Genomic DNA, 13,367 nt, shown 5'->3' with positions numbered 1-13,367 from the left:
TGTGCGCTCGATCACCCGACCAGTCCCCCTCCGGCTTGCGGGAGGAGTTAGAGCCTTTTCAGCCCAGCGCCGCCTTCACCCAACCGCTCGCCTTGCTCATGTCGAGCTGGCTGCCGTGGCGGTCCTTCACCGCGGCCATGACCTTGCCCATGTCCTTGACGCTCGTCGCGCCGAGTTCGGCGACGATCGCCGCGATCGCGGCCCTGGCTTCGTCCTCGTCCAGCTGCGTGGGAAGGAAATCCTCGATCACCGCGACCTCGGCCGCTTCGGCGTCGGCGAGTTCCTGGCGGCCGCCCTGTTCGTACATCGCAATCGATTCGCGCCGCTGCTTGACCATCTTCTGCAGCACGTCGACGACCAGCACGTCGTCGTCGGCCGGCGGGGTGCCGGTGCGAAGCTCGATGTCGCGATCCTTGATCTTGGCCAGCATCAGCCGGATGGTGCCCAGACGCGCCTTGTCGCCGGCCTTCATCGCGGCAACCTGCGCAGCCTTGATGTCCTCGCGAATCATTGCGTGTCCTCTTGCGCTGCCATTTCGGAAAGGAGCACCCTTAGCGGGAAGATTCATAATCCGATAGCTTGTGAATCACTTTTTTGGCGCATAGGTGATCGGCCGTTTAGCCTTCCCACCGGAGCATGCTCGATGGCACCAGCCACCCCGTCCGCCGCGCCTGAAGTCGCGCCCGCAAAACAGCCCGCCGGCGCCACCGGCGTACTCGTCCTCGCCGACGGCGCGCTGCTGTGGGGCATCGGTTATGGCGCCGCCGGGGCGGCGGTGGGCGAGGTCTGCTTCAACACCGCGATGACGGGATATCAGGAGATACTGACCGACCCGAGCTATGCCGGGCAGATCGTCACCTTCACCTTTCCGCACATCGGCAACGTCGGCGCGAACCCGGAGGATATGGAGCGCGGCGTGCACGGCGCGGTCGGCTGCATCACGCGCGAGCTGCCGACGACGCCCAGCAACTTCCGCAGCGTCCAGCCGCTGCCCGAATGGATGGCCGAACAGGGCGTGATCGGGCTGGCGGGGATCGACACCCGCGCGCTGACCCGCCGCATCCGCGACGCGGGGGCGCCGAACGGCGTGATCGCACACAGCCCCGACGGCCGGTTCGACATCGACGAACTGCTCGCCATGGCGCGGGGGTGGCCTGGGCTGGAAGGCCTCGATCTGGCGAAGGGCGTCAGCCGCGCGGACACGGGCGACTGGACCGGCGGCGCGTGGGCGCTGGGACAGGGCTATGCGAGCGCCGGGGGCGATGCGCGCCCGCATGTCGTCGCGATCGATTATGGCGCGAAGGACAATATCTTCCGCAACCTGGTGAAGGCCGGCGCGCGCGTCACCGTGGTTCCCGCGACCGCGACGCTGGACGAGGTGCTGAGCCACAAGCCCGACGGCGTGTTCTTGTCGAACGGCCCCGGCGACCCCGCGGCGACGGGGGAATATGCGGTGCCGGTGATCCGCGGGCTGCTCGACCGCGACATTCCGCTGTTCGGCATCTGCCTCGGCCACCAGATGCTGGGCATCGCGGTCGGTGCCAGGACGGTGAAGATGCATCAAGGCCACCGCGGCGCGAACCACCCCGTGCAGCGCGCGGAAGACGGCGTGGTCGAGATCACCAGCATGAACCACGGCTTCGCGGTCGACGCCGCGACGCTTCCCGCGGGCGTGGTCGAGACGCACAAGAGCCTGTTCGACGGATCGAACTGCGGCATCGCGATCACGGGCAAGCAGGCGTTCAGCGTGCAATATCACCCTGAGGCGAGCCCAGGGCCGCAGGACAGCTTTTATCTGTTCGAGAAGTTCGTGGGTGGGCTTAAGTGAAACTCTCCACCTTTATAGAGGTGTTTGTTGTCGCGTTGTACAACGAAACTCTCACCTCCAATAAGACGCATTTTCAGATAGGGGAGATTCTGGAGAAGTATAATCTGACATTTAACCCTGCGTGGCGGGATACATTTTTTGCGGATTATACTTTTTCCAACTTGGTCAATGTGCGCCGGCACCTCGGACCGATCAGTGAGCAGAGAGTTGCGCTTTCACCCGACGGATTCCGATGGGTTGAGGATGAACTCAGCGAGAATGTGGTGGCATTCCTTGAGCAGCATGGGGCCAGGATCGGCGTGCCCGCATCGGATAGATTGGTGTCACTCGACCACAACTCCCAAGAATATTATGTAGTAAAAGACGGCCTTGCAGAACTCTACGAAACGATACGGGCTACCAATGATCTCCCGATTGATGGGATGGAACGAAGCCGTCTTCTGAGTTCACTCAAAAGCGCGAAGGCCCTGTGGGAAGCGGGCCAGCTTAAAGTAATTCAGGTAAAAGTGGGCATCCTCATGGCTGTGGAAGATGCTCAGGTCACATTGGCCGCAACCACCAAGGCAACCGTTGCTGCTTTGATCGTAGATGCGTTGAAATCCCTCGTGAAGAATATCACAGGCATCGATTTGGATAATATATAATGCCCAAAAGAACCGACATCCAATCCATCCTCGTCATCGGCGCCGGCCCGATCGTCATCGGTCAGGCGTGCGAGTTCGACTATTCGGGGACGCAGGCGATCAAGGCGCTCAAGGAGGAGGGCTATCGCATCGTCCTCGTCAACTCCAACCCGGCGACGATCATGACCGATCCCGAACTGGCCGACGCGACCTATGTCGAGCCGATCACGCCCGAGATCGTCGCCAAGATCATCGAGAAGGAGACCGCCGAGTTTCCTGGGGGGTGGGCAGTGCTGCCGACGATGGGCGGACAGACCGCGCTCAACACCGCGCTCGCGCTCGCGCAGGACGGGACGCTCGAAAAGTTCGGGGTCGAGATGATCGGCGCCGACGCCGAGGCGATCGACAAGGCCGAGGACCGGCTGAAGTTCCGCGATGCGATGGACAAGATCGGCCTCGAAAGCGCGCGCAGCGGCATCGCGCACACGATGGAAGAGGCGTTCGCGGTGCTCGAACGCACCGGCCTGCCCGCGATCATCCGCCCGTCCTTCACGCTCGGCGGCACCGGCGGCGGCATCGCCTATAACCGCGAGGAGTTCGAGGGCATCGTTCGCGGCGGCCTGATCGCATCCCCCACCACCGAAGTCCTGATCGAGGAATCGCTCCTCGGCTGGAAGGAGTTCGAGATGGAGGTGGTGCGCGACCGCAAGGACAATTGCATCATCATCTGCTCGATCGAGAATGTCGATCCGATGGGCGTGCACACCGGCGACAGCATCACCGTTGCCCCCGCGCTGACGCTGACCGACAAGGAATATCAGATCATGCGCAACGCGAGCATCGCGGTGCTGCGCGAGATCGGGGTCGAAACGGGCGGGTCGAACGTGCAGTTCGCGGTCAACCCGAAGGATGGCCGCCTGATCGTGATCGAGATGAACCCGCGCGTGTCGCGATCCTCGGCGCTGGCGTCGAAGGCGACGGGCTTCCCGATCGCCAAGGTCGCGGCGAAGCTGGCGGTCGGCTACACGCTCGACGAGATCATGAACGACATCACCGGCGTTACGCCCGCGTCGTTCGAACCGACCATCGACTATGTCGTCACCAAGATTCCGCGCTTCGCCTTCGAGAAGTTCAAGGGCGCCGAGGCGACGCTGTCGACCGCGATGAAGTCGGTGGGCGAGGTGATGGCGATCGGCCGCACGATCCACGAAAGCCTGCAAAAGGCGCTGCGCGGGCTGGAAACCGGGCTGTCGGGCTTCAACTTCGTCGACCGGCTGGTTGGTGCGAGCGCGGAGCAGTTGAAGATCGAACTGGCGAAGCCCACCCCCGACCGGTTGCTTGTCGCCGCGCAGGCGATCCGCGAGGGGTTGCCGCTGACTGAGATCAACCGCATCGCGGGCTATGACATGTGGTTCCTCGACCGCATCGCTGAGATCGTCGCGGCCGAGAAGGCAGTGGTGGCGGACGGCCTGCCGCGCGATGCCGAAGGACTGCGGCGGCTGAAGGCGATGGGCTTTTCGGACAAGAGGCTCGCCTATCTGGCGCTCCAGTCGGCGAATCTCCAGCCGGGCGCCGGGCATGCTGCGGCGCGCGGTGGCGGGCTGATCCACGAGGCGGTGAAGGCGATGACCGGCGGCGTCACCGAGGCCGAGGTGCGGAGCTTGCGCCACCGGCTGGGCGTGCGCCCGGTGTTCAAGACCATCGACACCTGCGCCGCGGAGTTCGAGGCGCAGACGCCCTATCTCTATTCGACCTACGAAGCGCCGACTTTCGGCGCGCCCGAGAATGAGGCCAATCCGAGCGACCGGAAAAAGATCGTCATCCTGGGCGGCGGCCCGAACCGGATCGGGCAGGGGATCGAGTTCGATTACTGCTGCTGCCACGCCTGCTTCGCGCTGGAGGAGGCGGGCTATGAGACGATCATGGTCAACTGCAATCCGGAGACGGTGTCGACCGATTACGACACGTCGGACCGCCTCTATTTCGAGCCGCTGACCGCCGAGGACGTGCTCGAGATCCTGCACGTCGAGCAGTCGAAGGGCACGCTCGTCGGCGTGATCGTCCAGTTCGGGGGACAGACTCCGCTCAAGCTTGCGCAGGCGCTGGAGGAAGCGGGCATCCCGATTCTGGGTACCTCGCCCGACGCGATCGATCTGGCAGAGGACCGCGAGCGTTTCGCGGCGCTCGTCAACAAGCTCGGCCTCAAGCAGCCCGCCAACGGCATCGCGCGCAGCCGCGAGGAGGCCATCGCGGTCGCGGCGCGTATCGGGTACCCGGTGTTGACGCGCCCGAGCTATGTTCTCGGCGGGCGGGCGATGGAGATCGTCGACGACCAGGAACAGCTCGAAAATTATATCGAGACCGCGGTGCAGGTATCGGGCGATTCGCCGGTGCTGATCGACCGCTATCTGCGCGACGCGATCGAGGTCGACGTCGACGCGCTGTGCGACGGCACCGATGTCGTGGTCGCGGGCGTGCTCCAGCATATCGAGGAAGCGGGCGTCCATTCGGGCGACAGCGCCTGCTCGATCCCGCCCTACAGCCTGTCCGCCGACATCGTCGCCGAGATCGAGCGGCAGGCCGACGCGCTGGCGCGCGCGCTGAACGTGCGCGGGCTGATGAACATCCAGTTCGCGGTGCAGGCCGATCCCGGATCGCCGGCCGGGGCCAGCGTCTATCTGATCGAGGTCAATCCGCGCGCCAGCCGCACCGTACCGTTCGTCGCCAAGGCGGTGGGATCGCCGATCGCCAAGATCGCGGCGCGCGTGATGGCGGGCGAGAAGCTGGCCGACCTGCCGAAGATCAATCGCGACATCGCGCATGTCGCGGTGAAGGAAGCGGTCTTCCCCTTCGCGCGTTTCCCCGGCACCGATCCGGTTCTGTCGCCGGAGATGAAGTCCACCGGCGAAGTCATGGGAATCGATAGTGATTTCAACCTGGCCTTTGCCAAGGCGCAGCTCGGCGCGGGTGACAGCCTACCGACCGAGGGGCGTCTGTTCGTGTCGGTCAAGGACAGCGACAAGCCGCGGATCGTCGGCGCGGTGAAGCAACTCGCCGACTGGGGGTGGCAGGTGATCGCGACCGGCGGCACCGCCGACTATCTGGCCGAGCAGGGCATCGCGATCGAGCGCGTCAACAAGGTGGCCGAGGGGCGTCCGCATATCGTCGACCGGATCAAGGACGGCGACGTCCAGCTCATTTTCAACACCACCGAGGGGTGGCAGAGCCTGCAGGATTCGCAGTCGATCCGCGCCTCGGCGCTCGCGGCGGACGTCGCCTATTACACGACGGCGGCGGGAAGCGATGCCGCGACCCACGCCATCGGCGCGCTGCGCGCGCGCAGTCTTGAAGTAAAGCCGCTTCAGGACTATTATTGACGCACCGCTTCACCCCCCGACATTGACGGAAACAGCGGCTCAGCCGCCCGACGCCCGGTTCGCCGGAACAGGATTTTTGACGAAGGACAATGGGATAATGGCAAGCGTTGAAAAGGTGCCGATGCTGGCGGAAGGCTATGAGAAGCTGAGCGCCCAACTCGCCGCGCTGAAGGCCGAGCGCCCGCAGATCGTCGACGCGATCGAGGAAGCGCGCGCGCATGGCGACCTGTCGGAAAATGCCGAATATCACGCCGCGAAGGAACGCCAGGGCCAGGTCGAGGCGTCGATCGGCGATCTCGAGGACAAGCTGGCGCGCGCGCAGATCATCGACCCCACGACGCTTTCGGGCGACCGCATCGTCTTTGGCGCGACGGTCACCCTGGCCGACGAGGACGACAAGCCGGTGCGCTACCAGATCGTGGGGCAGGCCGAGGCGGACGCCAAGGAAGGGCGGATCAGCTATAATTCGCCGCTCGGCCGCGCGCTGATCGGCCGCCGCGTCGACGACGAGATCGAGGTCACCGTGCCGTCGGGCGACAAATATTATCTGGTGACGAAGATCGAATTCATCTGACGGACGGACGCGCATGAAGCCGCAGGACGCGCCGCTGGTCACGGGCTATGCGCTGCTCTGCGCGGCGCTGTTCGTCGTGCTGACGCTCAGCGGTTTCCAGACCGAGGCGATCGTGCGCGCGGGCTTCGTGCCGGCGCGCTGGAGCGGCGAGCTGATCCTGCCGCCGGGGCCGTTCGTGCCTTTCGTGCTGACGCCGCTGACCTCTGCCTTCCTGCACGGGAGCCTGCTGCACCTGATCTTCAACCTGGTCGTGCTGCTCTATATCGGGCGGCCGCTCGAAGCGCCGATGGGGACGAAGGCCATCGCGGTCCTGTTGGTCGTCGGCGCCTGCGCCGGCGCATTCGCGCAATGGCTTTCCAACCCCACGTCGGTGGTGCCGATGATCGGCGCGAGCGGCGCGATCTCGGCGCTGATCGCGGTGTTCGCGCTGATCTTCAGCCGGTCGCAGGCGCCGGCGCTCGGGCCGATCCCCAGCCATTGGGTGCGGGCGCTATGGCTCGCCGCAGCGTGGATCGGCGTCCAGTTGCTGATCGGTTTCGCGGGCGGCGCCGGTTTCGGCGCCATCGCCATCTGGGCGCATGTCGGCGGCTTCCTAGCGGGCCTGTTGCTCGCGCGGCCGCTGCTGCGCTGGCGGTTCGGGGGGCGGTGAGCGGCGTTAAAGCTGCATCAACGGGAAGATGAGTCCGGTTTAAGCCGACCGCACCCGCTAACCGCGTTCCGAACGAGCCTCATTCCTCCAGCAAGCCTCCCGCAAGCAGCATCGCGACGCGCACGTCGATGCCGCATCCCTCGGTGCGCTTTGCCGCGACGAAATCGGCGATGCCGGTCAGCGGCACGCGGTGGACGATGATGTCTTCGCCGCCGACTCCGCCGCCGGGGCCGACCCTGGTCAATCCGGTGGCGACGAGCAGGGTGAAGCTCTCGCTGACCATGCCCGGCGAACTGAAGAATTCGCCGACCGTGCGCCAGTGCGCGGCGCGATAGCCGGTTTCTTCCTCCAGTTCGCGCTCGGCCGCCGTTTCCGACGCCTCGCCCGCGCTGTCGTCGCCCACGAGGCCCGCGGGCAGTTCGAGGCAGGGGCGCCCCAGCGGCACGCGATATTGTTCGACCAGCAGGACGTGATGCCCGCTTTCGTCCGCGTCGATCGCGAGGATCACCGCGGCGTGGATGCCGCGCGAGCGCGAGACATATTCCCACGTCCCCTGCTGCCGGACGGTGATGAAGCGGCCCTCCCATCGCGTTTCGATGGGAGCGTCGGGGGCGGGGCGGGACATGGCTTTCCTTTCGCGGCGATGGAGCGCGTCAAAGCTCGATCAGGCGATCGGGCAGTTCGTTCGGATTTTCGCTGCCGCGCGGGAAATGTTCGGCGAGTATGACGCCCATATGCGCGACCGCCTCCGCCATGCCTTCGCCAGGCCGGCCGGCGCGCACGCGTTCGATCAGTGCCGCCATCGCGTCGCCCCATACTTCCGCCGGGACTTTCGAGGCGATCGCTTCGTCGGCGACGATGTCGGCGCGATGTTCGCGCAGGCTGAGATAGAGGAGGACGCCGGTGCGGCCGAGCGTCTTCGCCTCCGCCCCGACCTTGAACAGGTCGATCGCGCGGGCGCGGACGCGGCCGGCGAGGATCGCGCGCGGCGTCAGCCACAGACGCAGCGGACGCCACAACAGAATCAGCCACATGGCGATCCACTTGAGCACGCCGACTGCAATGACGACGCCAAGCCATTGATTGGCGGTCAGGCCGTGTCCCCAGCCGCCGGTCAGCCGGTCGTAGAGGCCCTGATAGAAATCGGGAAACAGCGCGATCACCGACATGGCGAGGAAGGCGATCACGCTCGCCCAGACAAGCGCGACATCGTCGTAATCATTCGATTGCGCGGCGATGACGGTGACGATCTCGCCGCTCGTCCGCGCCTCGGCCGCGGCGACCGCGGCGGTGACGAGGTCGTGATCCGCGGCGCTGACATGGCTGACTTTCATGCGTTCGCCTCCTACCAGCCGCCCGAGGCGCCGCCGCCGCCGAAACTGCCGCCGCCCCCCGAAAAACCGCCGAATCCGCCGCCGCCGCCGCCCCAGCCGCCGCCCCCGCCCCAAGATGAGCCACGGCCACGGCCGCCCCAGTCATGATCGCCCCAGACGATGATCGGCGCGGCGCCCCACGGGCGATGCTTGCGATGCCGACGGCCGCGCCGCCCGAAGGCCGAGAGCATCGGCAGGACGAAGAAGAAAAGGATGATGAAACCGATGAAGATGAAGCCGCCGAAGCTGCCGTCATCGGCGCGGTCGCGCTCTGCCTTCGCAGCGGCGGAGGCGCGCGCCGCGGCCTCCTCGGGCGGGAGCGCGATCTGCTGCGCGATCGCGTTCACCCCGGCCTGGATGCCGCCCGGATAATCGCCATCCTTGAAGCGCGGCGTCACCTGATCGCGGATGATCCGCCCCGACAGGGCGTCCGTCAGGATCGGTTCGAGGCCGTAGCCGACCGATATGTTCATCCGCCGTTCGTTGGGCGCGATCAGGAAGATGACGCCGTCATTCTCTTCCTTGCCCCCGATGCCCCAGGCGCGGCCGAGCCTGTAGCCGTAATCGGCGACGTCCTGTCCTTCGAGGTCGTTGACCGTCGCGACGACGAGCTGGTGCCCGGTCGTCTTTTCGAGCTGTTCGAGCTGGGCGGTGAGGTTCGCTTCCTCGGCCGGCGGGATGATGTCGGCCTGATCGACGACGCGCCCGGTGAGTTGGGGAAAGGTCTGGGCAGCGGCGGGGACCGCCATAAGCAAAGCGAGGAGGAGGGCCGACGTCAGGGCGGCCCACAATCCCGCGAAACCGAAGCGGCCCTCGCGTCCGTTCGTGCTCTGGGCGAACGGGGGAAATGGCATAGCGATGGCCCTATTGCCCGAAATCGACCTTGGGCGCGACGTTGGCGTTGGGCGTCACCGCGCGATAGGGCGTCATCGGCTTTGCGCCGTGGACGATCTTGGCGCCGATGATGTCGGGGAAGGTGCGGATCGTCGTGTTATAATCCTGCACCGCGTTATTATAGTCCTGGATCGTCACGTTGATCCGGTTCTCCGTGCCTTCGAGCTGGGTCATCAGGTCGGCGAAACGACCCTGGCTCTTGAGGTCGGGATATTGCTCGACGGTGGCGAGCAGACGGCTGAGCGAGCCGGTGACATTGCCCTGCGCCTGCTGGAAAGCCTGCACCTTCGCAGGGTCTTCGAGGTCGTCGGCGGTCAGCTTGATCTGGGTGGCAGAGGCGCGTGCCTGGATGACGCTTTCCAGCGTCGCCTGTTCGATCTTCGCCGCGCCCTTCGCGGTCTCGACTAGGTTGGGGATCAGGTCGGCGCGCCGCTGATAGGCGGCCTCGACATTCGCCCATTTCGCCTTGGCGGCCTCTTCCTTGGTGGGAACGCTGTTGATGCCGCAGGCGGACAGCGACAGCGCGGCGACGGGGACGATCATCCAGCGGGCGGAACGCATGGTCATGGTCTCTAAACTCCCTCCGGCGGCGTTTTGCCGCAACAATACACATAATAGGATGACGCTTGCCTTTGCGCAATCGTCGCGGCACCACTCGGCGGTTCGCCCAATTTTCCCGGGAGTGAGAAGATGTTGAACGAGTTCAAGGAATTCATCGCACGCGGCAGCGTCATCGATCTGGCGGTCGGCGTCATCATCGGCGGCGCCTTTGCGACGATCACCGGGTCGCTGACCGAGGACCTGATCATGCCCTTCGTCGGCTGGATATTCGGCGGCGTCGATTTCTCCAGCAAGTTCATCCTGCTGGGCAGTGTGCCCGACGGGATCGCGGCGACCGACTATGCGGCGCTCAAGAAAGCCGGGGTGGCGATGGTCGGCTATGGCGCCTTCATCACCGCGGTGATCAATTTCCTGATCCTCGCCTTCATCATCTTCCTGATGGTGCGCGCGGTGAACCGGCTGCTGCGCAAGGGACCCGAAGCCGCCGCGCCGACCGAGGTCGACCTGCTCACCGAAATCCGCGACGAATTGCGGCGGAAATAGCGGCGCGGCGGCGGTCGGCCGCCCACGTTGCAAACCGCCCCGCGGCTCCCTATATCGGCAATGCCGGTTTCGGCCGGCTATGAGGATAAATGGTGTCGTGGAATAGACACAGCGGACCCGGGGGCAGTACCCGGCGGCTCCACCACAAACCCGCGCGCTTTTGAAGGGGTGCGCGGGCTTCTGACGGGGCCGAACCAGGATCGACGTGTGTTCAAAGACGATGTTTTCTTCCGGGCTGAGTAACCCGTTAAAGGCTCAAAACCAATAAGTGCTAACGATAACGAAGCACTCGCTCTTGCTGCCTAACCGATAAGCCTCACGGCCTAAGGTTAGACAAATAGAACGCGGTTCGGACCGAACCGGGCAACAGAATCGGATACCAGCGGCTGGGGACGAGCCGGGCAACAGAATCGTCCCACCTTTCCCCACATATGTCCATGCCGATTGCGCTCTCCGCATCATGATTAACCTGTTCCCGGCGCAAGCCGGGGTCCACGCGGGGCAGTGCCATGCCATCTGGACCCCGGCTTGCGCCGGGGAACAGGTCTGTGTCGGCAGGGATGATTTCCGATCCGAGGGCGCCCTATCCGCGCCCCGGGCCCCACAGGATCAGCGCCGCGCCGCCGAGGCAGATCGCGCCGCCGATCAGGTCCCAGCGGTCGGGCGCCACCCCCTCCACCATTTTCAGCCAGACCAGCGAGGCGAGGATGTAGATGCCGCCATAGGCCGCGAAGGCGCGGCCCGCGGCATCGGCGTCGACGCGCGTCAGCGCCCAGGCGAAGAGCGCGAGCGATACCGCGCCGGGTGCCAGCCACAGCGGCGAGCGGCCGAGGCGCAGCACCGCCCAGAAGGCGAAACAGCCCCCGATCTCGGCAAAGGCGGCGAGGATGTAGAAGGCGAGGGTGGACAGCGGCGCGGTCACGGATGGTCCGCCGCGCACAGGCGGTGGTCGCCGAGCGCCTCGATCACCCGGCAATCGCCCGCCAGCCCGCCGCGACAGCGCCCAACGATCCGCGCCAGTTCGTCGCGCAGCGCGGCGAGCTGCGCGATCTTGCTCTCCACCTGCTCCAGATGTGTGCTCGCGATGCGGTCGGCCTCGCCGCAGTCGCGCGCCGGATGATCGGAAAGGTCGAGCAGCGACCGGACCTCGTCGATCGTGAACCCGAGTTCGCGCGAATGGCGCACGAAGCTCAGCCGCGCGCGGTGCGCGTCGCCATAGCTGCGGTAATTGGCGGCGGTGCGGTCCGGCGCCGGAAGCAGGCCGATCCGCTCATAATAGCGGATCGTCTCGATATGCGTGCCGGTGGCCCGCGCAAGCTCGCCGATTTTCATCGCTTGACCCCGTAGTTGCTACAGGCTGCATATAGGGCGCCGACTCGAAAACCCAAGGAGGTTCGGTGATGGCCGATTCATGTTGCGCGGGCAAAAGCGGCACCAGCGCGCTCAACGATCCCCGTTGGCGGCGCATCCTGTGGATCGCGCTGGTCATCAATGCCGCGATGTTCGGGGTCGAGATCGTCGCCGGGGTTGCCGCCGATTCGCGCGCGCTTCAGGCCGACGCGCTCGATTTCCTGGGCGACAGCGCCAATTATGCGATCAGCCTGGGCGTCGCGGGCATGGCGCTGACGTGGCGGGCGCGTGCCGCGCTGCTCAAGGCGGCGACGATGCTCGCCTTCGGCCTCTGGGTGCTCGCATCGACCTTGTGGGGATTTCTGAGCGGCAGCAGCCCGCATGCCGAAACGATGGGGATCATCGGCATCGCTGCGCTGGCCGCCAACGTCATCGTCGCGCTGCTGCTCTATCGCTATCGCACCGGCGATGCGAACATGCGGTCGGTTTGGATCTGCTCGCGCAACGACGCGCTCGGCAATCTCGCGGTGCTTGCCGCGGCGCTGGGCGTGTTCGGGACGGGGCAGGGGTGGCCCGACCTGATCGTCGCCGCGATCATGGCGGCGCTCGCCATCTGGGGCAGTCTCGACGTGTTCCGCCATGCGCGCGGCGACCTGACGGTCGCGGCGCAGGATGCGCGTTGAGGCGTCAGAATGCGATGCCGGGTCGCAATACGATCTGGAAGAAGGCGAGCAGCAGGGCCAGCGCTGCCAGCGGCGGGCCGGGGTGCGCGAGAGCATGACTTTCCGTTCCGGCGCGCCGCATGGCGAAGCCGAGCGCCAGCCAGCCGAGCCCGATCAGGTGCACGACGATCGGGATCAGCACGACCTCGACCGGTTCGCGCGGGGCGCGGAACGGAATGCACAGCAGCACCGCGACGGCTAGCGCGGCGGCGACCGGCAGCACTGTCGCGCGGCTCGCGGACCCGCGGCGCAGCGGCCACAGCGGCGCCAATGCACGCCCGGCGGCGAACAGCGAGATCGCCGTCCCGGCGAGCAGCGCGATGCGAATCCCGACCCCGGCGCCGAGCCAGGCCAGCGCTCGGCCGACGTCGTTGCCCGGGATCAGGCTGCCGACCGCCCATTGGCTCAGCGACTGGAACAGCCCCTCGAACGCCATCCAGAAGGCGAACAGGCGCCAGCCGGGTCGGTCCGGCGCGATCCGCCGCGCCAGCCAGAGGAAGACAAGCCCGCTTGCCAGCGTCGCGACCGCGCCCGTGGCCTGCAGCAATTCGGCGATGGGCGCATCGCCGCGCCAGTCGTGATCATTGTGGTAGAGCACCGGATGCAGCCCCGGAACCAGCGCCTTGGGGATCACGAGCCCGACCTCCTGTACGAAGAAGGTCAGGTTGAAGGCGAGCGCGCAAAGCAGCGCCGATGCGCCGAAGCCGCGCCACTGCATGGATTTGCCGCCCGGTGCCTGCGGCAACAGCCAAAGCCCCGCCGCGAGCGGAACGAAGGCGAGCGCGGCGACGAGGGCGATCAGGATGGTCAAGCCGTGGATTCCTGCAAGGGCATGATGGCATGCCCGGCGCGCGCGGTCATCCGCCCGATCAT

The 13,367-nt window shown here is 66.1% G+C and carries 15 protein-coding genes and 1 other RNA gene; 8 read left to right on the top strand and 8 right to left on the bottom strand.

The genetic code is table 11. From position 1 onward, the window contains the following. Positions 1-58: 58 nt before the first annotated feature. On the bottom strand, positions 59-511 hold the full coding sequence (locus SGR02S_RS02390) for a GatB/YqeY domain-containing protein (protein WP_067105413.1): 453 nt from the start codon (positions 509-511) through the stop codon (positions 59-61). A gap of 132 nt (positions 512-643) precedes the next feature. On the opposite strand from SGR02S_RS02390, the gene carA reads away from it, so the two are divergent. The 5 genes from carA (at position 644) to SGR02S_RS02365 (ending at position 7,051) form a co-directional block, all read left to right on the top strand. After that, on the top strand, positions 644-1,828 hold the full coding sequence (carA, locus tag SGR02S_RS02385) for a glutamine-hydrolyzing carbamoyl-phosphate synthase small subunit (RefSeq protein WP_067105412.1): 1,185 nt from the start codon (positions 644-646) through the stop codon (positions 1,826-1,828). Continuing rightward, positions 1,825-2,472, top strand: a complete 648-nt coding sequence (locus SGR02S_RS02380; RefSeq protein ID WP_067105411.1) for a hypothetical protein — start codon at positions 1,825-1,827, stop codon at positions 2,470-2,472. Before carA ends, SGR02S_RS02380 begins: the two co-directional genes overlap by 4 nt. Next, the gene (gene carB, locus SGR02S_RS02375) at positions 2,472-5,828 is read left to right on the top strand and encodes a carbamoyl-phosphate synthase large subunit (protein ID WP_067105410.1); all 3,357 of its coding nucleotides are present in this window, start codon (positions 2,472-2,474) and stop codon (positions 5,826-5,828) included. The genes SGR02S_RS02380 and carB overlap by 1 nt, the downstream gene beginning before the upstream one ends. A gap of 97 nt (positions 5,829-5,925) precedes the next feature. Continuing rightward, positions 5,926-6,402, top strand: a complete 477-nt coding sequence (greA, locus tag SGR02S_RS02370; protein ID WP_067105409.1) for a transcription elongation factor GreA — start codon at positions 5,926-5,928, stop codon at positions 6,400-6,402. A gap of 13 nt (positions 6,403-6,415) precedes the next feature. Continuing rightward, a complete protein-coding gene (locus SGR02S_RS02365; RefSeq protein ID WP_067105408.1) occupies positions 6,416-7,051 on the top strand; it encodes a rhomboid family intramembrane serine protease in 636 nt (211 codons plus the stop codon). 79 nt (positions 7,052-7,130) lie between these two features. Here SGR02S_RS02365 and SGR02S_RS02360 read toward each other — a convergent pair whose 3' ends face one another. The 4 genes from SGR02S_RS02360 to SGR02S_RS02345 all read right to left on the bottom strand — a co-directional run bounded on the left by SGR02S_RS02360 (position 7,131) and on the right by SGR02S_RS02345 (position 9,885). Further along, positions 7,131-7,676, bottom strand: coding sequence for an NUDIX hydrolase (locus SGR02S_RS02360; RefSeq protein WP_067105407.1), 546 nt, complete (start codon positions 7,674-7,676; stop codon positions 7,131-7,133). A 28-nt stretch (positions 7,677-7,704) separates the two neighbouring features. After that, positions 7,705-8,385 (bottom strand): TPM domain-containing protein, encoded by a 681-nt coding sequence (locus SGR02S_RS02355; RefSeq protein WP_067105406.1) that lies wholly within the window; start codon positions 8,383-8,385, stop codon positions 7,705-7,707. Positions 8,386-8,396: 11 nt separating this feature from the next. Next, positions 8,397-9,173 carry a TPM domain-containing protein gene (locus SGR02S_RS02350; protein WP_067105464.1) on the bottom strand — a complete coding sequence of 259 codons (777 nt, stop codon included), beginning with the start codon at positions 9,171-9,173 and terminating at the stop codon, positions 8,397-8,399. Between the two features lie 115 nt (positions 9,174-9,288). Continuing rightward, a complete protein-coding gene (locus SGR02S_RS02345; protein WP_067105405.1) occupies positions 9,289-9,885 on the bottom strand; it encodes a LemA family protein in 597 nt (198 codons plus the stop codon). A 123-nt stretch (positions 9,886-10,008) separates the two neighbouring features. On the opposite strand from SGR02S_RS02345, the gene mscL reads away from it, so the two are divergent. Both mscL and ssrA read left to right on the top strand, forming a co-directional pair. Continuing rightward, positions 10,009-10,422 carry a large conductance mechanosensitive channel protein MscL gene (gene mscL / locus SGR02S_RS02340; protein WP_067105404.1) on the top strand — a complete coding sequence of 138 codons (414 nt, stop codon included), beginning with the start codon at positions 10,009-10,011 and terminating at the stop codon, positions 10,420-10,422. A 23-nt stretch (positions 10,423-10,445) separates the two neighbouring features. Continuing rightward, positions 10,446-10,803, top strand: a transfer-messenger RNA (tmRNA) gene (gene ssrA / locus SGR02S_RS02335). 202 nt (positions 10,804-11,005) lie between these two features. On the opposite strand, the gene SGR02S_RS02330 is transcribed toward ssrA, so the two are convergent. Together SGR02S_RS02330 and SGR02S_RS02325 are read right to left on the bottom strand one after the other, a co-directional pair. Next, positions 11,006-11,332 (bottom strand): YnfA family protein, encoded by a 327-nt coding sequence (locus tag SGR02S_RS02330; RefSeq protein ID WP_067105463.1) that lies wholly within the window; start codon positions 11,330-11,332, stop codon positions 11,006-11,008. Positions 11,333-11,340: 8 nt separating this feature from the next. Then, positions 11,341-11,754, bottom strand: a complete 414-nt coding sequence (locus tag SGR02S_RS02325) for a MerR family transcriptional regulator (protein WP_067105403.1) — start codon at positions 11,752-11,754, stop codon at positions 11,341-11,343. Between the two features lie 68 nt (positions 11,755-11,822). On the opposite strand from SGR02S_RS02325, the gene SGR02S_RS02320 reads away from it, so the two are divergent. Then, positions 11,823-12,455, top strand: a complete 633-nt coding sequence (locus SGR02S_RS02320; RefSeq protein WP_067105402.1) for a cation efflux transmembrane domain-containing protein — start codon at positions 11,823-11,825, stop codon at positions 12,453-12,455. A gap of 4 nt (positions 12,456-12,459) precedes the next feature. Here SGR02S_RS02320 and SGR02S_RS02315 read toward each other — a convergent pair whose 3' ends face one another. Further along, positions 12,460-13,305, bottom strand: coding sequence for a hypothetical protein (locus tag SGR02S_RS02315; protein WP_067105401.1), 846 nt, complete (start codon positions 13,303-13,305; stop codon positions 12,460-12,462). Between the last annotated feature and the right edge of the window lie 62 nt (positions 13,306-13,367).

The organism is Sphingopyxis granuli NBRC 100800 (assembly GCF_001591045.1).
Lineage (GTDB): Bacteria > Pseudomonadota > Alphaproteobacteria > Sphingomonadales > Sphingomonadaceae > Sphingopyxis > Sphingopyxis granuli.
Note: the sequence above shows the minus strand (reverse complement) of the source record. Positions and strands in the feature narration are given on the sequence as shown.